The organism is Embleya scabrispora, assembly GCF_002024165.1.
Classification (GTDB): domain Bacteria; phylum Actinomycetota; class Actinomycetes; order Streptomycetales; family Streptomycetaceae; genus Embleya; species Embleya scabrispora_A.
Genome location: NZ_MWQN01000005.1, coordinates 1 through 20661, shown reverse-complemented (window position 1 = coordinate 20661; position 20661 = coordinate 1). Strand labels below are relative to the sequence as shown.

At 72.2% G+C, this 20661-nt stretch carries 18 protein-coding genes and 2 pseudogenes; 12 read left to right on the top strand and 8 right to left on the bottom strand.

Translation table 11 applies throughout. The annotated features are described in order from the left end of the window. Positions 1 to 53 precede the first annotated feature (53 nt). Positions 54 to 1004: a hypothetical protein gene (locus B4N89_RS44835; RefSeq protein ID WP_143658322.1), complete on the top strand. Its 951-nt coding sequence runs from the start codon at positions 54 to 56 to the stop codon at positions 1002 to 1004. Positions 1005 to 1383: 379 nt separating this feature from the next. On the opposite strand, the gene B4N89_RS44830 is transcribed toward B4N89_RS44835, so the two are convergent. The 3 genes from B4N89_RS44830 to B4N89_RS44820 all read right to left on the bottom strand — a co-directional run bounded on the left by B4N89_RS44830 (position 1384) and on the right by B4N89_RS44820 (position 3538). Continuing rightward, positions 1384 to 1968, bottom strand: coding sequence for a hypothetical protein (locus B4N89_RS44830; RefSeq protein WP_078982452.1), 585 nt, complete (start codon positions 1966 to 1968; stop codon positions 1384 to 1386). A 99-nt stretch (positions 1969 to 2067) separates the two neighbouring features. Further along, positions 2068 to 2415: a PadR family transcriptional regulator gene (locus B4N89_RS44825; protein WP_235619368.1), complete on the bottom strand. Its 348-nt coding sequence runs from the start codon at positions 2413 to 2415 to the stop codon at positions 2068 to 2070. A gap of 487 nt (positions 2416 to 2902) precedes the next feature. Then, positions 2903 to 3538: a hypothetical protein gene (locus tag B4N89_RS44820; protein ID WP_143658321.1), complete on the bottom strand. Its 636-nt coding sequence runs from the start codon at positions 3536 to 3538 to the stop codon at positions 2903 to 2905. A gap of 272 nt (positions 3539 to 3810) precedes the next feature. Between B4N89_RS44820 and B4N89_RS52885 the strand changes: the two genes are divergently transcribed. The 3 genes from B4N89_RS52885 (at position 3811) to B4N89_RS44800 (ending at position 10450) form a co-directional block, all read left to right on the top strand. After that, a complete protein-coding gene (locus B4N89_RS52885) occupies positions 3811 to 8016 on the top strand; it encodes a type II toxin-antitoxin system prevent-host-death family antitoxin (RefSeq protein WP_143658320.1) in 4206 nt (1401 codons plus the stop codon). Positions 8017 to 8019: 3 nt separating this feature from the next. After that, positions 8020 to 8640, top strand: a complete 621-nt coding sequence (locus tag B4N89_RS44805) for a hypothetical protein (protein ID WP_078982447.1) — start codon at positions 8020 to 8022, stop codon at positions 8638 to 8640. Positions 8641 to 9379: 739 nt separating this feature from the next. After that, entirely contained in the window at positions 9380 to 10450 is a 1071-nt protein-coding gene (locus B4N89_RS44800; RefSeq protein WP_078982446.1) for a hypothetical protein, read from the top strand. 537 nt (positions 10451 to 10987) lie between these two features. Here the strand turns inward: B4N89_RS44800 and B4N89_RS44795 are convergent. Continuing rightward, the gene (locus B4N89_RS44795; protein WP_078982445.1) at positions 10988 to 12433 is read right to left on the bottom strand and encodes a tetratricopeptide repeat protein; all 1446 of its coding nucleotides are present in this window, start codon (positions 12431 to 12433) and stop codon (positions 10988 to 10990) included. A gap of 272 nt (positions 12434 to 12705) precedes the next feature. Between B4N89_RS44795 and B4N89_RS44790 the strand changes: the two genes are divergently transcribed. Together B4N89_RS44790 and B4N89_RS53625 are read left to right on the top strand one after the other, a co-directional pair. After that, positions 12706 to 12978 (top strand): hypothetical protein, encoded by a 273-nt coding sequence (locus B4N89_RS44790; protein ID WP_143658319.1) that lies wholly within the window; start codon positions 12706 to 12708, stop codon positions 12976 to 12978. Further along, positions 12971 to 13297: pseudogene (locus tag B4N89_RS53625) on the top strand (MvdC/MvdD family ATP grasp protein); the annotation flags it as partial. The gene B4N89_RS44790 and the pseudogene B4N89_RS53625, both read left to right, overlap by 8 nt. Here B4N89_RS53625 and B4N89_RS44785 read toward each other — a convergent pair. Continuing rightward, positions 13216 to 13488 (bottom strand): hypothetical protein, encoded by a 273-nt coding sequence (locus B4N89_RS44785; protein ID WP_161501037.1) that lies wholly within the window; start codon positions 13486 to 13488, stop codon positions 13216 to 13218. The pseudogene B4N89_RS53625 and the gene B4N89_RS44785 sit on opposite strands and share 82 nt — an antisense overlap. Positions 13489 to 13588: 100 nt before the next feature. Between B4N89_RS44785 and B4N89_RS44780 the strand changes: the two genes are divergently transcribed. Beyond that, positions 13589 to 13957 (top strand): hypothetical protein, encoded by a 369-nt coding sequence (locus B4N89_RS44780; protein ID WP_078982442.1) that lies wholly within the window; start codon positions 13589 to 13591, stop codon positions 13955 to 13957. Beyond that, positions 13954 to 15069 carry a methyltransferase domain-containing protein gene (locus B4N89_RS44775; RefSeq protein ID WP_078982441.1) on the top strand — a complete coding sequence of 372 codons (1116 nt, stop codon included), beginning with the start codon at positions 13954 to 13956 and terminating at the stop codon, positions 15067 to 15069. Before B4N89_RS44780 ends, B4N89_RS44775 begins: the two co-directional genes overlap by 4 nt. Positions 15070 to 15178: 109 nt before the next feature. On the opposite strand, the gene B4N89_RS44770 is transcribed toward B4N89_RS44775, so the two are convergent. Next, the gene (locus B4N89_RS44770) at positions 15179 to 15886 is read right to left on the bottom strand and encodes a GIY-YIG nuclease family protein (protein ID WP_078982440.1); all 708 of its coding nucleotides are present in this window, start codon (positions 15884 to 15886) and stop codon (positions 15179 to 15181) included. Positions 15887 to 16544: 658 nt separating this feature from the next. Between B4N89_RS44770 and B4N89_RS44765 the strand changes: the two genes are divergently transcribed. The 3 genes from B4N89_RS44765 (at position 16545) to B4N89_RS44755 (ending at position 18123) form a co-directional block, all read left to right on the top strand. Beyond that, the gene (locus B4N89_RS44765) at positions 16545 to 17153 is read left to right on the top strand and encodes a hypothetical protein (protein WP_078982439.1); all 609 of its coding nucleotides are present in this window, start codon (positions 16545 to 16547) and stop codon (positions 17151 to 17153) included. Positions 17154 to 17602: 449 nt separating this feature from the next. Beyond that, positions 17603 to 17875: a hypothetical protein gene (locus tag B4N89_RS44760; RefSeq protein WP_235619367.1), complete on the top strand. Its 273-nt coding sequence runs from the start codon at positions 17603 to 17605 to the stop codon at positions 17873 to 17875. Further along, positions 17872 to 18123, top strand: coding sequence for a hypothetical protein (locus B4N89_RS44755; RefSeq protein ID WP_078982437.1), 252 nt, complete (start codon positions 17872 to 17874; stop codon positions 18121 to 18123). The genes B4N89_RS44760 and B4N89_RS44755 overlap by 4 nt, the downstream gene beginning before the upstream one ends. A 53-nt stretch (positions 18124 to 18176) precedes the next feature. On the opposite strand, the gene B4N89_RS44750 is transcribed toward B4N89_RS44755, so the two are convergent. After that, positions 18177 to 19061: a hypothetical protein gene (locus B4N89_RS44750; protein ID WP_101897584.1), complete on the bottom strand. Its 885-nt coding sequence runs from the start codon at positions 19059 to 19061 to the stop codon at positions 18177 to 18179. Continuing rightward, entirely contained in the window at positions 19022 to 19315 is a 294-nt protein-coding gene (locus tag B4N89_RS48505) for a hypothetical protein (protein ID WP_143658318.1), read from the bottom strand. Before B4N89_RS48505 ends, B4N89_RS44750 begins: the two co-directional genes overlap by 40 nt. Positions 19316 to 20041: 726 nt before the next feature. Between B4N89_RS48505 and B4N89_RS44745 the strand changes: the two are divergent. Continuing rightward, positions 20042 to 20661 (top strand): annotated as a pseudogene (locus B4N89_RS44745) (hypothetical protein); the annotation flags it as partial.

The window sequence follows — 20661 nt, the reverse complement described above, 5'->3', positions numbered from 1 at the left end:
CAACGGGCGCCACGCCCCGAAACGGTGTTGCGCGGCCCCGATACGTTGGGCGGGTGCCGATGCCACCGATGCCCGTCAAGAAGTCGACGATCACCGCCGCTGAGGCGGAGAAGGTCCGCCGGCACACCCGGCGACTGCTGGGCCAGGGCCTGCGCCACGCCGACGAACAGTGGGCGCTGGTGTCCGCGGGGCCGGGCACCGGGGCGATCGCCGGCCGTGAACTCGAGGAGACCGCGACATCGGGACGCGAGGAACGACTGGCCCCGGTACACGGACTCGTCCACGAGCACACGAGGGTCACATGGCTCAACGCACGCGACCACCTCGAGGCGTTGCGCCACGAACTCAAAAGACCCACAAGCCTGTGGGCGCCCCTGTCGCTGTCCCGGGTCGCGGTCGAGGGCCTCGCCCGAAGCGGCTACCTGATCCGGGACGGACTCGACCTCGCGCAGCGCCTGGTCCGGATCGCGGGGGTGCGGCTGTCGGAGGCGATGGAGGACGTCCGGGCGGTCCACGCCTTCGACGCGCCCACCGCAGTGGCGACCGCGATGGACGGCGCGCTCGCGCGACTCGTTGACGACGTGCGTTCGGCGGGCATGGAGGTTCGATACGGCAAGACCGGCGACGCGCCGTTCCCCACCTCCGTCGCCTTCGAGGGCCGCACGCAACAGATCAAGTGGCCGGTCGAGCCCGAGGTCGCCCGCCTGGTCAAGGCCGGCATGCCCAACGGACCGCACACCGATTCCTTCCCGATCTACGCGGTGGCCTCGGGGATCGTGCACAGCCGGCCGTGGACGCTCGGCCACCAGGCGGCCAATCGCAGCGCCCCGGCGGTGGACCCGTCGCTGTACGCGTCCGCCGCGCACATGCTCCTGTTCGCGGTGAGCGGTTGGCTCCGCGACCTCGAGGCGTTTTACGGCCACTCCGCGAGCGCGCGGCGACGACAACTCGACGAGTCCTACCGGGAGTCGCTTGATCTCCTGCGCCCACTGATTTGGGAGTAGTACACGCCGGCCGCCCCGCCCGCGCGAGGCGCACACCCGAGGCCGTCGACACGCGCCGCGCCCCGCCCACGCGCGGGCGGGTGTGCGTGCGGACCCGGGGGTGAGAGATGCGGTCGCGGCGAGGAACTCTCCGCCCTCGCGGTCCGCCGTGGCACCGAATTCGGCGTGCACGACGTGGTGGAGCAGCCGTTGCCGATCGTCGACGCCGAGGTCGGGTCGGCCACCCCGACCTCGGCCCGCTCGCCGAGACGACGGGGACCGGTGGCCTCGTGCGTCAGCCGGTACCGGCCGTGTGCTTCGCCGCCGGCGTTGTGGAGGTGGGATGGCGGAGCCCGGCCCGGTGCTTGCGCGCCAGGCCGGGCTTGTCTGGCCGTGGGCCTCAGCTGCGGCGACGCCTCGGAACAAGCATGAAGACGGCGGCCGGTACGGTGAAGAAGATGACGACGAATCCCACCGGGTGGTCGAAGCTCGCGAGCAGAACGAACGGTGCGAGGGTAAGGACGAGGTAGGCGCTGTAAGGGCGGGGGATCCTGCGGCCGGGACGGGGCCCGCTCGTGCCGTCGGGACGGGGTTCGCTTGCGCGGCGGGGCTCGCTTGCCGCGCGTGCGGTCCTGCGGCCGCCGCCGAGGGCCAGGCCCGAGGCGTACCCGACTCCGCGGAGATAGCGGCTCCATCGGCCGGTACCCTCGCGGTGGAGCAGGTGGTCGAGTTCGGGAAGCCACACGTCCGCGTGCCAATACTGCTGGTCACGAGGCATCGTGTACTTGGCCAGGCGCAACAGCAGGTAAGGCAGGCTCCCGCCCATCCTCCTGGTCGCCACCTTGAGAATTTCGAAGGCCACGTACACGACGATGCCGACGACGATCCCCACGATCCACTCGGGCCCGGTGGCTCCGAGGAGCGTGAGCGCCTCGCCCTGTGACGCGATGAAGACCGCGTCACATGTGTCCGGCAGTTGGTTCATTGATGTGCGCTCCTAATCTGTGCGCCGGTCGGAGGATCCCGATCGGTGAACCGACGCGCGGATCCCGCGCTTTCGCGGGTCGCGTCGAGTTGGCAGGGGTCATTTGCTCTCCCCCTCGGTGTGTGGCCCCGGGAGCCACGTTCCCGGCAACGGCTCCGAGATCCGGGTGAGTTCGTGGAGTTCGGCGAGGGCCAGACGGGCGGCCGCGAGGCCGTCGCCGGTCATCGTGTAGTGGCGGCGGGCCGGCCGGCCCGCCGTGCTGGGGTCGATGTCCTCGGTGTGGCCGACAATCCAACGGGCCTTCTCCAGGCGGGCGAGGATCGGGTACAGCGATCCGCTCGCCAGATGTGCGGCCTGCATGATCTCCATGCCGTATCGAGGCTTTTGTGGGTCCTGTACGAAGACGCGGAGGACCTTCGCCACGGTGGTGGTGACGTTGATCCTCACGCTGTCCCCCCCTCTGGGTCCGGGTGGTCGACGAAGAAGTGCATGGTGCCTCCGAATGGTGTGGTAGAGACTCTACATAGCCCCTCTGTCGAGTATCTACATAGGGCGGGGTGGCACTGGCGCAGCCAGGTCGGAGGCGACGGCGTTGGCGCACCGGGATCACGCAGCGGCCGACCCGACCCGAGCCCGGTCGACGCGATGTGTCCAGGAGTCACTTCCACGTGAGCCATGAAGGCGGCGTATCGGTGGAGAGGTCGGCCGCGCCCGGCGGCGCGTCCTCCAAAGGCCCCACGAGGATCCTCCCGTCCCGAAGGTGGATCTCGAGATCGTGGTGCGCGTGGCCGGGCACGAGGGCGCGGACGGCCCCGAAGTCGAGCCGCAGGGTGTTGTGCGCGCCCTGCCGGACGATGACGACGGGGATCAGGCCGCTCGAGGCCGGTGCGCCCGTCGGCGACTGTCGGTGCAGGCGGACGAGAGCATCCAGGTCTCAACCGATCCGATCGACCCGTCGGGTCGTCAGGGGTGCTGCGCCGATTACCGCGTCCGCGACGCTTCGGGCGAGCCCGCACAGGGCCCACTGCTCGTCGGCGGTGAGATCCCCTGCCGAGGAGGTGCCCCGGTGCGAGGTTTCCCAGATGGTGCCGGTGGACCGATCCACGCCAAGTCCTCTGTGTACGAGCGTATGCCGAAGTTCCGTGGTCGCGGCGTACGTTCGCATGACCCGATCCCACAGGTCGGGTCGACCTCCGAAGGGGTCCTGCTCCTTCACGCCGAAGCTCCGGGCCTTCTGCACCTTGGAGTCGATGCGTATCCGCCCGCGCTGTCTGTGCACCGGCCTGGCCGATTCGAGGACGAGTTCCACGAGGAGATCGAGAATCTTCCACGCGGCCCCGAAGAGGAGAGGACGGACGTCGTCGGCGGTCAAGGCGCTCTTGGCGCATCCCGTTTCGTCGGCCGCCGTCAAGTGCGCCGACGAGCCCTGCGCTGGTACGCCGTTCGCGTCGATGCTCCCCAAGTCGACGACCTTCGTCGCGTCCGAGTCCGGCAGCAGCGACGCGATCCGCCCCAGGACGTACCTCTCGAAGGCGGAGTCCTCCTCGAACTCCGTAACGGTGATGGGCAAACCGTCCTCCCGGGACGAGCCGGCCCCGAGGGTGCACGCCTTCGACTTCCAGCATCCGCCCACAACCGTCATCGTGCTCGTCGAGTCGTCGATGACGAAGGGTGGTGTCGGCGACGAACGTCCTCGCGGACCCGGTCGCCCGTTAGCGTTACAAAATCGCCGAAATTATGTACCGACACGGTAGGCTCGTCGGTACATCCCGGGGGCGTCTCGGACAAGCCCCCGGTTCTCGGCACGGTCGGTGCCGCTGCCGTGCTCGTGTGGAGGTGTCGATGTCGACGTCGAGTTCCGCGGATCCCTCGGGGACCGACCGGGCGGCGACCGCGTCCCGGTCGGCCGGCCCGGCCCCGCGACGGCGCCGCCCCGCCCCGGCCGAGACCACCGACGCCGCCCCCGCGCGCAAGTCCCGCGCGAGGAGACCCGTTTCGGGCGGCCGCGCCCCGTCGGCCGACACTCCGGTCGTCGCCGGTGCGGCGGTCTCGGGCGCGGCGCGCGGTGTGGTGTTGCCGGACGTGGCGGACCCGGTCTGGGCCGAGATCCCGCTGCCGTTGCGGCAGAGCCTGTCCGTGTCCGCGTACGCGCTGGTGCATCCCGTCCGCGGGGCATTGGCCGAAGGGTCCGGCCGCGCGCTGCGTTCGGCCCTGTACGCCGCTGCCCGGCTGCGGGTGACCGGCGCGCACTGGCACGTGCTGCTCACCGCCTCCCGCAGCGCCTTCGGCGGGCCGCGCAGTACTCGCGCGGACCACGCCTACGAGATGCTGGAAAAGGTTGTGGAACGCCATTTGCGCCCCGCCCCCGCCGGCCGATCCGACATCCCCGCCCCCGAGTCCCCGAGCACCGAACCGGCGTCCACCGCGCCCACCTCTGCCCCGCACTCCGAGCCGGCCGGTGTCGACACGGCCCCGGCATCGTCCCCGCGACGGGTCGCCGCGTCGACGTCGGCCGCGACGGTGCCCGACCCGGGATCGACCGCGACGAAGCGGGCGCGTACCGCGCCGGCCGTCGCCCTCGCGCCGACCGGCCGGGGCGCGCGGTCGCGGCCGGAACCGGCCCGTTCGTCCGGCGCCGGTGCGGTACCGGCGCCAGCCGCCCCACCCGTCTCGCCTCCCGCTGCGGAGCCGGTTGCCGCGCCTGTCGGCTTCGGCGGTGCGGCGTTGGCCGACGAGCTGCGCGAGATCGTCGAGCAGCGGGCGATCCTGGCGCTCACCGGCTCCACCGCCGTCACCGCGGACCACGCGCTTGCGGCACTGCCGGCAGCCGCCGCGTCGCAGGCAGTGTGGGTACGGCCGCAGGGCGGGGGCGGCGGACCCTTGGCGCGGGCCCTGTTCACCGGACTGGGTGTGGACCGACGCCGGTCGGTGCCGCGCGGGTTGGGCGCCGTCGAGGACCTGGTCGCCGCCGAGCTCCGGCGCTCCCCGCGTTTGGTGATCGTGTCCGACGCACACCTGCTGCCGCGCGCGGCCCTGGAACTGCTCGACCGGCTGTGGTCACGCGAGCGCTTCCCCCTGGTCCTGGCCGGCGACCGCCGCCTCGACCGCGCCCTGGAATGCCTCTCGCCGGCGCTGGACTCCTGCGTGTTCGTTCGCCACCGCCTGCCCGACGACACCGCACCCGCCCCCGAACCCCGCGACACACCGGCCGTGCCGGCACACCCGGTGCCCGCCGCCGCGCCCGAGGCGGACAACGCGCCGACCACCGGCTCCGGTGCCCCGGGCGCCTGCGTCCCGGGGCCCGCGGCCCCACCGAACCCCCCACGGACCCCCGCGCCCACAGCCGACGTCGGGTCCCCTTCGGAACCGGCCGCCGCGCCTGCTTTCGCGCCGGCGACGTTGCACGAGGCCCGCGCCGCGCTTCGGCAGTTGATCCGCGAGGCCGCCGACGGCACACCCGTCCCCGTGTCCCGCGACACCGACCACGCCGTCCTGACCACCCTCGCCCATGCCGCCGCGCTGGGCTGGGACACGGCCCGGGCCGACGACCACGGGATCGCCGAGGCCCGCAGCAGACTCGGCGACCTCGTCCGCCTCGCCGCCCACGGCCGCCCGCAGGTCCTGCGCCGGCACTCCACTCCCGTGGCCGTGCTGCTGCCCGCCGCCGACACCGCCGGCACCGCCGCCGCGGCCGCCGCGTTCACTCCTGAGAGCGCCGGGCCCGCCCTTGCCCCCGCCGTGGATGCCACCGCCTTGCCCGCGCCCGTTGCCGCCCCACCCGACACCGAGGCCGCCGCCGTACCCCCGACACCGGCCCCCGCCCCGCAGCCGACCGCCGGCTCCGCGGCGCCGTCCCCCGCCCCCGGCACGACCGACGCGGCCGCGCCCGACGCCGCACCGACCCCGATCGCGCCCGACGCGGCGCCCGTGCCCGCAACGCCCGTCCCGGCGCCCGGTGTTGCCGAGTCCGCCCCGGATCCCGGGGCCGCGCTCGCTTTGCGCGGGCGGACGTTGGCGTCCTTCGGGCAGGCATTGGAGGACGTGCTGACCCCCACCACTGGCGCCGACACCGCCACCCCGGGGGTGCCGGCGCTGGGGATCCGCGCGTTGGACGAGGCGCTGGGCGGTTTGCGGCCGGGCCGCCTCCACCTGATCGCCGCCGCCCCCGGCGACGGGGCGAGCCTGATCGCGACCGCCGCCGCGCGCACCACCGCCCTGGACCTGGGCCTGCCGGTCCTGTACGCCGCTTCGGGCCTGTCCCGCGGCGACGTCGCCGCGCGGATCGTCGCCGCCCACCTGCCGGTGGACTACCGCCGCCTGCGCGCCGGCCGGCTGAACACGACCGAGGCGGGCGACGTGGCGATCCTGCACGGCGAGATCGCCGCCGCGCCGCTGTATATCGACGACGGCGCGGACCTGACCGCAGCCGCGATCGCCGCCGGCGTCGCGGACCTTCCCGACCTGGCCCTGGTCGTGGTCGACCGCCTGCAGAAGGTCCCCGATCCGCGGCTGCCGCTGTCCGGACCCGCCGCCGTGCTCGACGCCGTCCAGGCGCTGATCCACCTCGCCCGCACGCACGACCTCCCGGTCGTGGCCGTCCTGGACACCGACGACCCCCACCTGGTCGCCGCCGCGTCCCTGGACATCACCCTCACCCTGACCCGCGACGTCGACCGCGTCCACGCCGCCGTCGCCGAACGCGACCTCGGCACCCACACCACCACCATCTTGCGCGCCGACCTCGCCCACGCCCGCCTCACCGACCTCCCCACACCCCCCACCGCCCCCGGGCCCCCCGCGCCGGGCAGCACACCCCCCGACCCCGCGCCGCCCACCGCCGCGCCGCCCTGGCCGCCCGTCACGGCGCCCGGCACCGCGACCCGCGCCCCCACCACGCCCCCCGCCCCCGTACCGGCCGCCTCCATGGCTCCGCGACCCGAACGCGCCCACGGCAACGCCCCCGACGCTCGGGAACAACGGAACGCCGACGCCGCGGTTCCCACGTCCGAATCCGCGCCCGGTCGCGGCGCGCGAGGCCCGTCCCGGCCCTCGTCCGCCCGGGGCACCGGCTACGCCAGCCGCGACTACTCCCACTTCACCTCGATGATCTCCCGCGCGGTGGAGGAGGCGCTGACCGAACACGGCGGCGACGTCGACGCGGCGGTCGAGGCCCTGGTGAAAAAGGCCGTCCCGAACGGCATGGCCCTGTTCGAGGCGACCCGGGTGGGCTCGAACTACGAACACACCGTCTACCCCGAACTCCCCGAATTCCTGCGGAAGAAGACCCGCGACGGCGTCGACGGCATCTGGGAGGGCCGCCACAACTGGACCAACACCGCCCTCCTCGACGACCTCCGGGCCGGCACCCGCGATCCCGTCGTCGTCGACGTCCTCGACACCAACGCCGCGTTCCTGTCCGCGTTCAAGACCCACCTGCCCATCGGCAAACTCGTCCACGATCCCACCGGCGGATACGACCCCAAACGCTCCGGCGTCTACCTCCTGAACTCCCGCCCCACCTGGGACCACCCCCACCTGCCCGACCCCATCGGCAACCGCCGCGAAGACGGCGAAATCCTCCTCGACGACGCCACCCTGCGCCTCCTGCTGCGCTGCGCCGCGCTCGGCTTGTGCCAGGCGCCGGTGATCGCCGAGTCCTGGACGTCGGGCGCGAGCGAGGGGCTGCTGGAGAAGTTCCGCCGGGTGCTGACCGAGGTCCGCGAGAACGCGCTCAAGGCGGGCGATGTCGTCACGGTCGAGTACGTCAAGGCGATGTACTCGAAGTTCGTCTCCACGATGGGGGAGTCGAGCGCGAACCGCGACATCCGCCGACCCGAGTGGATGCACATCATCCGCTCCCAGGCGTTCGCGAACCTGTGGCGCAAGGGATACCGCGCCCACGAGAACGGCCTGACGATCGTGCGCATGCGCGGCGTGGACGAACTCCACGTCACCGGCGGCGACTGGCGCGCCGTGTTCGACGAGGGCCGCTCCACCGCGCAGACGAAATCGAAGGAGCAGTACACCCTGCCCGGGAAGGCCGCGTAACCGATGTCGACCGACGGATGGCGCAACTTCGGCCTCTACGGAGCCTCCGGCGACCCGGGCAACGTCCACGGCGGCGTCGCCCTCGGCCGCGCCCTGGAGGACGCGCTGGAGCGCATGATCGTCGAAGGCGGGGTGAAGTCGCCGGTGACCACCCGCCGCGGCCTGACCGCCCGCATGCGCTACCTCACGACCACCAAAGCCGGCCCCCAGGCCCTCGCCGACGCCGGCATCACCGCCTCACGCTCCACCGTCCGCGCCTGGACCCGCGGCACCCGCAGCCCACGCCCGGCCAACCTCGAGGCCATCGACACCGCCTACTGGAACCTGCGCGCCCGCAACGTCATGGCCAACCCCGCCGCGCTCAAACAACACCTCGACCGCGGCGGCCGCGGCACCACGATGGAGATCCACCCCATCAACCAAAAAGTCGTCCACGCGCCCCGGCGCCGGGACAACCTGCGCATGCGCCGGCTCCAGATCCGCTATATCTGGGACGACGCCGTCGACGCCATGATCGCCAACGACCTGCCTGCCCTCGAGGACGCCTGGGACGACGTCACCGCCGAACTGGATTCCGACTGGGGTGCCTACACCTACGTTTCCCACGTCGGCCTCGGCACCTGAAACACCCACGGCCTCGGAACCCGACCGTCTGCCGACTCGTCGACGAACACCTCACCCGACAACCCGACCGGGAACCCCGATATCGACCCGCATCGCGACCGTGACGAGGATCGCCGCGGGATCGTGGCGGACACCGGCGAGGCGGTTCGGCGGGGTCGACGGCTGCGGGAAGCCGGAGCGCCATTACGCCGGAACAACGGACCACAAGAGTCGGCGGGTGGGTCCGGCGTCGCGACGCGGCCGGTCTCGCCGCCGAATTCAACGTAGGCGAATCCTCCACCGGCGGCCCCGAAACGACCCTTCCCTGATGCGGACGGATTCCCGATCGACGGCGCGCGACGCAATTCGCCTTCAATCGTCGCCGCGCACAGTCGCCGATGTCATCCGGCGCCGATGCGCAAAGACCGACCGGACAATCCGAATTCGATTTCCCGAAGACCACGGACCGCATCCACGAACGCGTCACCTGCGGCGTACCTGCCGCCGGTGCCCGTCGAGGCGGCAAGTTCCTTCCGGGTGAGCGATGCGCGGACGGCCCACGGCGATCCGCATCACCGCCACCCCCGGAATCCGCTTCGTCCCACCGGGACAGGCATTTAAAGCATCGGCCGAACCGGGGGAGGGGGCCGATCCTCTCGGCGCAGGAAAATCACCCCATAAAATCGAAGCAACCGGAAGTCACGACGTCGAAAGATATTCGCAACCGGGAAATTCCCGTGACACCAGGAGAATCCGCACCATGCCCGAGACCGCCCAGACCGTCGCCGATCTCCTCGCGATCCACCTGGAACAAATCGGATCCCCCTACCCCCACGGCGCCCGACACCGCCTCACCGGCGACCGACTCGTCACCACGATCGTGCGCGACGAACACCTGCCCCACCCCCTGCGCCGGGCCCACACCATCGCCCGTCACCTGGACCACAGCCCCCACGGCTGGACCGCCAGGGCCACCGCCGGAGGCGGCTCCGACCCCGACACCGCCCACGTCACCGTCACCTGCGGCCCCCGGGGCTGGACCGACGGCGGCGACGGCACCCGCCTGCCCGTCCACGACGTCGACAAGGTCCGAGCATCCCTCGTGTACGACGTACCCGCCGGCGCGTTCACCACGGGACCCGAGAGCGCCACACGCTCGACACGCGCCCGCGTCCACGCCGAACTGCGTCGCGTCCTCGAACAAGGAGGCACCCTGTGGGCCCTGCCCGGCGGAATCGTGGCAGTCGAACACGACGGGACACAGGTGCTGCTGCGCCCCGCCGACCGCACGACCGTGGTCGGCGGTGACGACGGCGACTACATGCCCGGTGCCGCGATCACCCTCACCCACGACATGACCGCGATCCGCGAACAACCCCACTACCGCATCGACTTGGCCGACGGCGGGAGCTGGAAACGCACCCGTGACGACGAACCCGACATCCTGACCGGCCGCGAAGTCGCCCGCCTGATCACCGACTTGATGAAGAACCGGCCCCGGGGCGGCGCGACCGTGGAGGGCGGGATCGTGTACATCGCCTGGGGGCGGGGAACCCAAGCCGCCCGATACGTCCCCGTCGACGCCATCGGCACCGGCACGAAACTCGCCGACCACCCCGGATTCCGGCCGAACGGGCGGTACTCGGAGTACTCGATATGCCCGGACGGCACCGAGGGCACGACCCCGCGAACGGTGACCGGCCGAGACGTCGCCCTGGAGGCGGACGCAGCCACCGAACTGCTCGTCATCGACAGCGCCGGCGAGATCGACACCCGCACCACACACCGGCAGGGCAAGACCATCCGCCGCCGATACCGCCCGTTCGCATAGGCCCACCGCCCACACGCCGCCGCCGGAAGCACCTTCCGGCGGCGGCAGGGACGAACCCGACACCGGACGGCGGGCCTCGCCGACCGGCCCCGGGAAGGGCCTCGCGGCACCGTGCGCCACGCACAGACCGGCGGACGGATCCGTCGCCACCCCCGAACAGCCTCGCAGCCACCCACCCAGAGACTCTGCGTTCGTTGCCCGCCCGTCCCCTGCCCATCCACCCGCTGTCTCGCCCCCGGCCCGCCTCAACCCTTACCGAATCCGCCACGCTCTTGCGACCCGTCACCCGACACCCGCCCGCTCCCCCCTTGATCGGACCGGACGTCAACCTCCGGATATCCGCCGTGACCTGCCCATTCGCGCCAACGCTCCTGTGAGGGCGGCAACGGGGGAAGAACTACAGGCAGACCTACAGCCGGCGCGGGCCACGTGAGCCGCACGTAACCTCTCGAAGACGAACGGGTTCGTGCCGCTGTCCGGTGACCTCGGCCCGAGGAGCTCCGTACCACTGCCGGAGCACCGAGCCGAGTACAACCCTCACGGTGCCGGCGGTCGTCCGTGGGTGTCGACAGTCGGGGGCAACGCCGCGATACGTTCCCGGAGTTCGTCGCCGGCGGGTGCCTCCCGGGGCAGGCCCAGGACCAGGCGGTCGAGGCGCTCGCGGGTGGTGCTGCGCACGTGCTGCGCCGGGACGCGGTCGAGGAGGTCGTGGGCGCGGGCGGCGGCGTCGTCGGGTGCGGTGGGGGCTTCGGCCAGGGCCAGGACGGCGGTGGCCGCCGCCCAACCCGGTGACGCGTGCACGGCGGCGGCGATCGACGCGCCCGCGGGCCCGCTCGCGCGGTCGCCCTGCCCGAGGGCGATGTGGGTCTCGGCCGTGTGTAGGAGATGCTCGGCGTGGTCGAAGCCGAACCGCCCCGGAGCCTGCGCGGGAACGGCGTCGAGATCGTCGTCCGCGTCGGCGAGGGCGCGCTGCGCGTCCTCGGCGCGGCCGAGCGCGGCGAGGGACGGCGCGAGTGCCCAGGACGACAGTTGCGCGCGGCGCAGCGGCGTGCCCGCGAGCGCGAGGCCGTGTTCGGCGTACGCCAACGCGCTCCGGTGGCGTCGGTCGGCGCGGGCGACCATGGACGCCGCGCCGTACGTCCACGCCCGCAGGTCGTCATCCCCGCAGCTTTCGCCCAACAGAGCGGCGGCGCCCAGATGCGCCTGGGCGCCGCTGTGGTCACCCAGGTGGAACGCGAGGTTGCCCAACAGCGCGGTGAGCCGGGCCGCGACCGACCGCAGACCCGCCGCCGCGACGTCGTCCCCACCGCCGGCGGCGGGTTCGAGGACGGGGACCAACATGCCGCGCACACGGTGGAGTTCGTCGAACAACACCTGCGGTGGGTGGCGCGAGTAGTTCAGCGCGTAGTGTCCTGCGGCCGCCTCGGCGAGGTCGACGAGGGCCTGCGAAGGGTGGGGGCCGTCGGCGAGGACGAGGTGGAGGGATTCACGGACGGCGGGCAGTCCGGCGGCGGTGGTCACGTGTTCCACTCCCCAGTGCGTGGTCGCCCACCCGACGTGGGTCTCCCGCGCCCGACCGTACCCGAACCGGCCACCGGCATCCCCCGGTTCGTTCCTTCCGCACCCGCATCGTGTCGCCAACCCCAACCGATCCACGCTGGTGCCGTACACCCGTGCGAGGACCCGCGCGTACTCGAGACCGGGCCGGTCGGGCCCGTGTTCGAAACGGCACAACTGCTCCGCCGACAACCCGGGCATCCGCAGCCCGTCGTCGGCGTAGATTCGCGCGACACCGGCCAGGGTGCGTGCACGGGTCCAGCCCAGGGCGAGCCGCCATCCCTCCAGCGCGGACAGTTCTGGGATGCGGCCCCCGATGATGTCGGCGATCTCCCCGACCGTGCGGCCCTCACGCTCGCAACGGGCACGGATGCTCGCGGCCTCCCGTCGGATCTGTTCGCGCCTGGCCCGGGTCGGTTTCGACATCGCGCCCCCTCGACGGTGCGTCACCGAACGATGACCGCACCGTAACCCGAACCCGCAGGCCCCGGGGAGGCAATCGGCCGGACTCCACCCGGATTGACACCCGCTCTCAATCCCGTGCGCCGCGCCCGCAATGACCGCCGGCGCCCAGGCCGCGCACGCTGACACCACCACCACCGCACCACCGGGCCGGCTCCCGGAGGTCGGGCCCGGCGCCGCCGAGCCCGTGAACGGTCGGTCGACGCACCCAGGAAGGCAGGATCACGATGAGGACCGTGTTCGAACCCGCACGCGGCGCCCGGCCCGAGTCCGTCACGCTCGAAGCGGCCGGAACCGCTCTGGTGCCGCTGTTGCTGGACCTGGCACGCCCCGCCGGCACCGCGCTCGACATGCCGGGCACCCTCGCCCTGAATGAGGACACGCAGGTCTCGTTCCTGGACGGGCGGCCGTTGATCGAGGTGCCGGGCATCGAGATGGCGACGAAGTCGACGTTCAGCACCGACGGGAACTCCGCGATCGCCATCGACGAGGGAGCCGACGATCTCTAGCCGACCCTCGTCGCGGATCGGCCGGCCCCGGGCGCTCGTCGCCACGGGGCCGGTCGACCCGACCGCCGACCTCGTCATCACCGAGCTCAACCACCGCGGCATCCCGTGTGCCCGGATCGACCCCGGTGGCTTCCCGACCGACGTCATCCTCGACGCCACCCTGTCCCGGGACGGCGTCTGGCGCGGGCACCTCGCCCAAGGCGCGCGCCGGATCGCCCTCGAGGACATCCGCGCGGTCTACTGGCGCCGCCCCACCACCATCTGCGCGAGCGCCACCCCGGCGGGCCCGGAACGCGACTTCGCCGAACGCGAGGCGCGCCTGGGCCTGTCCGGAATCCTGGCCGCGCTGCCCGACGTCACCTGGGTCAACGACCCCGCACGCGCCGCCGCCTGCACCAAACCCGCCCAACTCACCGCGTTCCGTGCCGCCGGCATCGACACCCCCGACACCTGGATCGGCAACGCCCCCACCGCCCATGGCCGCTTCTGCACCGACCACGGCCCGGCCATCGGCAAGACGCTGGGCCCGATCACCCACACGGACGCCACCGGCACACGACACGTCGTCAACACCACCCCTGTTCCCGCCCACCACGCCGGCCACCCCCGCGTGGCCTCCACCGCCCACCTGGTCCAGGCCGAAGTCCGCGACCGTGCCTTCGAGTACCGCGTCGCCGTCGTGGGAGAGCGTCTGTTCGCCACCGAGATCCACGTCGACGCCCCCTACCTCGACATCCGCACCGCCCCCGACGCACACACCACGTACAGACCCGGGACCCTGCCCGTCGAACTCGCCCGCCGCGTAGTGTCCGTGACCCGAGGCTTCGGCCTCGTCTTCGCCGCCTGGGACCTCATCGCCACCCGCGACCACCGCATCCTGGCCCTCGAACTCAACCCCGGCGGCCAATGGGCGTTCGTCCCCGACCACCACCCCATCACCACCGCGCTCGCCGACCACCTGGAGCAGGCAACCCGATGACCACCCCCACCCCACGAACCCCCACACCGACTCCGTCGGACACCGACGACACCCGCCGGCTGCGCCACGCCATGGTCGATGCGATGGCCACCGACGGCATCCGCCCGGACGTGGTGGAGGCATTTCGCGCAGAGCCGCGGCACGTGTACCTGCCCCGCTTCGTCCGCCGCGTCGAAGCCGCCCCGGGGACCTGGGAGACCCGCGTGTTCACGCCCGAGCACCCCGACTGGGCGCGAGAGGTTTACACCGATCAACTCCTGGTCACCGCGACGATGTTCGGCGACGACGGCCCACCGCTGTCCTCCTCCACCGTCCCCTCCCTCATGGCCGCCATGCTCGACGCCCTCGCGGTCGAACCCGGCATGCGCGTGCTCGAGGTCGGCGCCGGCACCGGCTACAACGCCGGCCTCCTCGCCCGCCTGACCGGCGACACCAACGTCACCACGATCGACATCGAACCCGACGTCGCCACCGCCGCCCGCCACGCCCTCACCACGGCGGGGCACCCGGGCGTGCGCGTCGTACACACCGACGGCAGCCACCCACCCGCCGGACCCCGCAGCGTCGACCGATTGATCGCCACCTGCGGTGTGGACCACGTCCCGCCCGCCTGGCTCGCCGCGGTCCGACCCGGTGGCCGCCTCGTCGTACCCGTGGGCACCGGCGTCGCATCCCTGACCGTCGACGAACACGGCCACGCCGAAGGCCCGTTCCTGGCCACACCCGCCTACTTCATGAGCCTGCGTACCACCGCCGGCACCAACACCATCCCCTACCCGGGGGACCCGACCGGCCCCCTCGAACCGTGCGCGATGCCCCTCGCGGCGTGGCACGACGACGATCTGCGCTTCGCCGTCGCCCTCGCCCTGCCCGCATCCGACCTGGGCCAACGCGACCTCCCCGACGCACTGACCCTGTGGACCACCGACGGCTCCGTCGCCACCATCCACGCCGACGGCACCTGCCGCCAATCCGGCCCCCGCCACCTCGCCCACGAACTCGCCGACATCCACCACGACTTCGACAACGCCGGCAGACCCGGGCGCCGACACCACCGACTCCGCATCGACCCCCACGGACACCACACAGCCACGTTCACACCCACGCCATAACCTCGCCGAACCACCGCCACGGCGCCCGAACCATCGGACACCGCCGCCACAACCGAAGCGGTCGCTGCACGGCACACGATCGCTGCGCGCTACACGATCCGGAATGCGTTCACGGCATCGCCGGCCGCTCCCACAGCGGCGCGTACTGCGGGTCGTGCGCGAAGCGCGCGGCGGCCGAGCGGACCACCGCACACGGGTACGGCTCCCGGCAACGCTCGCAGTGACCGTGATGATGGAGGGTCAGGCGTACCAACTCCTCGACCCGCAGCGGCCACGCAATGTGTTCTCGAATCGTGCGACCGTGCGCACGTGCCGCCTCGGCCCGCTGCGCCGCAAGGCGGCCGCACGGCGAGTGCGGGCTCCACCACAACTCGAACGGCACCTCGTGGCCGCAGATCTCGGCGGTGGCCTCGTCCCACGCCCTCCACGCCCCCGCGCCCGCGTCCGGCCCCGGGCGGGGGCCGCCGGCGAGGCGTTCCTCCAGCCAACGGTGGCGGAACCAGCGGCCGGCAGCCTCCCCGGTCTTCGCCTTGTTGTGGCGCGGGTGTTCGGTGACGACGGCGAACGACTCGGCGAATTCGGCCCGCGAGCGGGAGTCGAACCACTCGATGCGACTCGACGCGACCTGCGGCCACCATTCCTTCGGCTTCGACCGCTTGCTGCCGTACCGGTGACCGCGGAACCGCTTCACCGGATCCACGGAGATGCCCACGTACAACAACACACCGTCGGCGTCGAACAGCCGATACACCGCGGTGCGCCGGTTTTCGAGCGCCGCCCGGCGGGCACGATGCCGCTCGAACTCGTCGCCGTCCATCCGCCCACCGGGAACCCGGTCCGGCGCGTCCCGCTCCGCCTCGACACGGTCGCCAGCGACAGGAGAACCACCCGCCGGCGGGGCCGTGGTACCGGCCCGCCGCAACCATCGCCGGAGCCGGCGCCGGAATCGACCGCCACCCGACACCACCTCGTCCCGGCCCGATACGGCGTCCCGCAGAGCATCGGTCACGACAGGAGAAGCCGACAGGCCGGCGGAAACCGTTCCACGACGCACCACTTGTCGTAATCGTCGCCCCATGCCGACCATCGTGACACCGTGCGTTGCCCACCGGACCGCAACACCCGAAACGGCCACCCCACCCGCTGCGCCGCAGCGGACCAGAAGCCGGCACGACCGTCGCCGCCGTGAGTACAGCCCCGACAACGCACGACGCGCGCCGGGGCCGTACCGGCTCACTGCCGTCGCGGGGCACAGCCCGCACACCACGCCACGAGGCGGATATGAGGACCCCGAGAAGGCCGCCCACCCACCCTGCCACCAACACCCGCCCCGGCGCGCGCCGTTCACCGAACGACACGTACCCCGTTCGGGACACGCGTTCGACAGGCCGGGCAACGGACCGCTCTCGACAGCCGCGACCAGGGCGGCCGCACCCTCTGGCACCGAAACGGCGTATCGGCTCTAATCGCTTCGTATGGACGGGAGCGAGGCCGCGATACTCGGCGCCGCCATCGGCGCGATCGCAGGCCTGGGCGGCGGATGGTTGATCGTGCTCGGTCAAGGACACCACCTGCGTGAGCAGCAACGCGCCGATCGGGAACGTCGGCGCGACGAGCTGCGGCGCGACGCCTACCTCGCGTGCATCGACGCCTCGCAACACCTGTCCACGGCGCTGTGGAAGCTGACCGGCCAACTCAGTCGAGGCGCCGGCACCCCCACACAGTGGCAGGCGGCACTCGACGAGGCACACGACACCTGGGCACGGTTCAGCGCCACCTCGGCCGCGGTGACCGTGGCCGGTCCCCGCGCGGTCGCCGACGCGGCCGACACCCTGCACGACGCACTCGCCGCGATGCACCACGCCGGCACGACCTGGCACTCCGAGGCACTCCGAGCCGGACACGGCCGACTGGACGCCTGCAACACCCGGTTCAAGGAAAAGGCCACCGCCAAGGACCATCCGGACCACGCCTTCCGGACGGCGGCACGCCAGGTCTTGGATACCGACGGTCACGACGACACGTCCCGACCACCACAACGCCTCGGGCACCTCGGACGGCGCACGCACCAGACACCCGTGTGACACCTTCACCGCATGATCATTCAGCGCCCGCAGCAAACGAGCATCGGGATCGATCTTCGCGGCACCGACGACCTGGCTCACGCCGGCACGGGCCACGGGTACGGACGTTCGGCGGCTGCCCGGACCGGGCGCGGCACCCGAACGCGGATCGACGCCCCGACCGACGACGTTCCACACGGAGCTCGGCAACCGCGTTCGCACCCACACACGGCGAACCCCCGACGACCCGCCGCGCCCGGCAATCACTCGCAGCACGACGACCGCGATACCGCACGGCACGAACACGCCCGACCGGAACCGACAACCCACCACAAGCAACTCCGCAGCAGGCCCCCGGCCCCGTCGCTGCGCCCCGGTGGCGCCGCGCGGCATCGGCTCTGTCGTGCGTGGTGCGGGGCGTGTCACGCTGGACGCGGATCGTTGTGGGGCCGATGCGAGGAGGGTGTGCGGTGGCGGAGTTGACGCATGTGGTGCGGGGCGAGGCGGTGACGCTGCCGGGCACGCTCGGGGAGATCCGCGCAATGCTGCCGCCGGAACGTCGGGCGGAGTTCGACGAGGAGATGTACGCGACCCCGCTGGAGCATCTGGCGCGTCGGGCGATCCTGGGGTGGGCGTTGCCGCCGGAGGCGTACGAGGACGAGGACGCCGCAGTCGAGCGGATCCGCCGCGGGGACTACTCGGGGATCGTCGACGCCGAGGGCAATCCGGTGGAACAGCCGTGACCTACCGGATCCAGTACACGAACGAAGCCGAGGACGGCCTGTCGAAACTCAGCGACACCCGGCGCCGCGAGGTCAGGTCGGGCGCGGAGTCCACCATCGGCCGCGACCCCTACGGGCACGGCTCGTGCCCGGTCCGCGGCGACCGCGACCGACGCGAGGTCACCGTCGCGAACGCGTTCCTGCGCTACGAAGTCAGCGGCACAGTGCTGGTCGTCACCGTCCTCCAGGCGGTCGCCCCCTTCGGGTGACCGGCATACCGCAGTTCCCGCGACAAGCCCCCGACTTCGCCCCGCCGGGCCTCCTACGCCCCCGAGACGGTGCGGGCCTCGGCGATCAAGGCACGAAGCACCACGAGGATCGCGGCGGGATCATGGCGGACGTCGGCCAGCCGGTTGGCACGATCGACGGCCTCGGCATCGGTCAGTGCCCGGACCCAGGCCCGTACCGCCTCCTCGGCAGGACTGCCCGAGCGCGGGGCGAGCACGTCGAGCAGCCCCTCGCGCGCGGCCGCGGCCTCGAATCGGACCCGGGATCGTTCGGCCGCCGGGATCGTTCCGGCGTCGGCGAGTCGCCGCCGCACGTCGTCATAGCCGGTGGAGATGTCCACCTGCGGCGGAAGCACCGGGACGTCGTGGCGTCCGGTCAGCAGCACCGGCACCGCAACCGTGCGCACCCAATCCTCGAGCAACCGCACCTCGTGCGCGAAGATCGTCCACACCCCCGTGTGAGGCCGGCGCAGACACACCGTCGGGATCACCGAGAACGCGATCCGCTGCCCCAGCGGCGCCGTGGCGACGACGTCCCCCACTCCCGCACTCACCCCACCGCCGGGACGCGGCCGCAGATCCAGCGGCACCGCGGTCTCGAGCGGGCTCCTCGGGTCGTCGGGGTAGACGGCGCCGATCCGGGTCGCGATCTCGGCCGGCATCCGATGCTTGGCCGTATTGGTGTGCTTGACCAGCAACTGCAGCGGATGGTCCTCGACATCACGCCGATGGAACGGCTGGAGACGTCCGATCCGCTCCGCCAACTCCGTGCCCGCCCGCAGCGGCGCCAGCCGCGACCGCTTACGGTCCCCGAGCCATTTCTCCCAGTCGCCGGCCGTCAAGCATGCGGGCATCGCGATCCGCACCGCCTCCTCGCTCGTCAGCCGGCGCCCGAGGTGCGCCTCGACCTCGGCATACAAGGCGTGCTCCAGCGCAGCCCGCAACTGGGTGAGGGCATCGGCCACCAGCCGGGGCAAGGCCTGGGGAGCGGGGCGATCGCCGTGATCACCACGGCTTCCCGCTGATCACGCATCACGTTCTCCAGGGTGAGCGGGCCCAGGGCGGAATAGTCCTGGGCGAGCCGCAGCGCGCGGTCGATGGTGTCGTCGACATGGGCGAGGGTGGCGACCATGTGGAGCTGGTGATCCGCGAGCCAGGAATGATCCGCATCCACGCGACGCATCAAGGCAGTACCAATCGCAGGGAACCCACGCCGGGCTCGTGACATCCGTGAGCCGACGACACAGCCCACCTCGATACCCGGCTCTACACGGCCGGTTGGTTGTGGGCGCCAACGACTCTTCACGAGGCTAGCGCTGTGCAACGACACGCACCCGGCTATTTCTTCTCCGGCCCCGCCCGGGTGCACCCGCCCGGCACCACGTGCAGCCCGCCCGTCGGCACAACCCGTATCCGGTGCGCACGCGAACACTGTCTCGAATCGCGAGCGAAACCCGCGAGGACTGTGAATGATGCGGGGACGCCCGACCAGGAGAGCACCGTGATCATCTTCGACATCAACGCCGTGGATCTGATGAATCCGAACCTCGACCCGGATACACCGCGCATCGACGCAAAGAGCCAGGTCGGCAACGGCCATCGGATCGCGATCGACCGGGACCGGCTCCAGCCCGGCGACCTGGTTCGCGGCCCACTGCCGTGCCCAACCGCCCGGGTGCCGTTGCCCTTGCGCCCACTGAGGCCGGCCGGGACGAGCAGGTCGACCCCACCGGCCCGCGCGCCCCACCGATCTCCTCGATGCGCTCCCAGATCCCCGGCAACCGCCGCACCCCGTCGGGACCCCTTGGCACGCAACGCGGAACCCGGCCTCTCCCATGGCCTCACGCCGGGCCATGTCCGAATGCCTCGGAGTTCGGGAAGTGATGGTAGAAGTCAGGTCATGGAACAAGCGGATGCGGCTCCGCAATCGGGCCCGATTGCTGCCGGGAACAACGAACCGGCGCCGATTTCGGTCGAGTTGGCAATGGCCCTTACCCGACAGGGAGCCGAAGGGGAGCGCGCCTTGGAGCTCCTTCGCGACGCCCGCCGTCTGCTGGCGGAGCCGCAAAGCCTTGCGTTGCCCACCGTTCTTGCGGAGGCCGCCTGCCGCCTTGCGATCGAGCTGCTCCTCAAAATCGCGGACGACAAGAAGAGCACGGGCCTCCGGGACGCGGCACGGGCCGTGGTCGACGCGGTCGACGCGCACCTGAACGAAATCGATTCCGGCGCCGGTGGCTCTGCCCCAGCCGGCTCACCCCCATCCACCCGCCGAGACGGTGCCCCGGCGGCGCGCCGGACCGACGAGGGCCTGCGCCACGCATGTGACGCCCTACGGGCGGAGATCGACGTACCGGGTGGGTACCGCAACCGCCTCGCGCGGCGCCTCGCCGAGTCCGTCACCGGGCTGGAGGTGACAGCCGCCGGCGCGGAGGCTCTGCGGTTGTGGTCGAGCGTGTACTCCCGGGCGTCCGGTACCGTCCACGGCGAAACGGCGTCCGACCTCGCGGCGATCGACCTGTT

Bases quoted from the DNA above. Each gene is read 5' to 3' on its own strand.
- B4N89_RS44830 (WP_078982452.1), bottom strand. From the start codon at position 1,968: ATGAACCAACTGCCGGACACATGTGACGCGGTCTTCATCGCGTCACAG.
- B4N89_RS52885 (WP_143658320.1), top strand. From the start codon at position 3,811: ATGTCGACGTCGAGTTCCGCGGATCCCTCGGGGACCGACCGGGCGGCG.
- B4N89_RS44805 (WP_078982447.1), top strand. From the start codon at position 8,020: ATGTCGACCGACGGATGGCGCAACTTCGGCCTCTACGGAGCCTCCGGC.
- B4N89_RS44800 (WP_078982446.1), top strand. From the start codon at position 9,380: ATGCCCGAGACCGCCCAGACCGTCGCCGATCTCCTCGCGATCCACCTG.
- B4N89_RS44795 (WP_078982445.1), bottom strand. From the start codon at position 12,433: ATGTCGAAACCGACCCGGGCCAGGCGCGAACAGATCCGACGGGAGGCC.
- B4N89_RS44785 (WP_161501037.1), bottom strand. From the start codon at position 13,488: ATGGCCGGGCCGTGGTCGGTGCAGAAGCGGCCATGGGCGGTGGGGGCG.
- B4N89_RS44775 (WP_078982441.1), top strand. From the start codon at position 13,954: ATGACCACCCCCACCCCACGAACCCCCACACCGACTCCGTCGGACACC.
- B4N89_RS44770 (WP_078982440.1), bottom strand. From the start codon at position 15,886: ATGGACGGCGACGAGTTCGAGCGGCATCGTGCCCGCCGGGCGGCGCTC.
- B4N89_RS44765 (WP_078982439.1), top strand. From the start codon at position 16,545: ATGGACGGGAGCGAGGCCGCGATACTCGGCGCCGCCATCGGCGCGATC.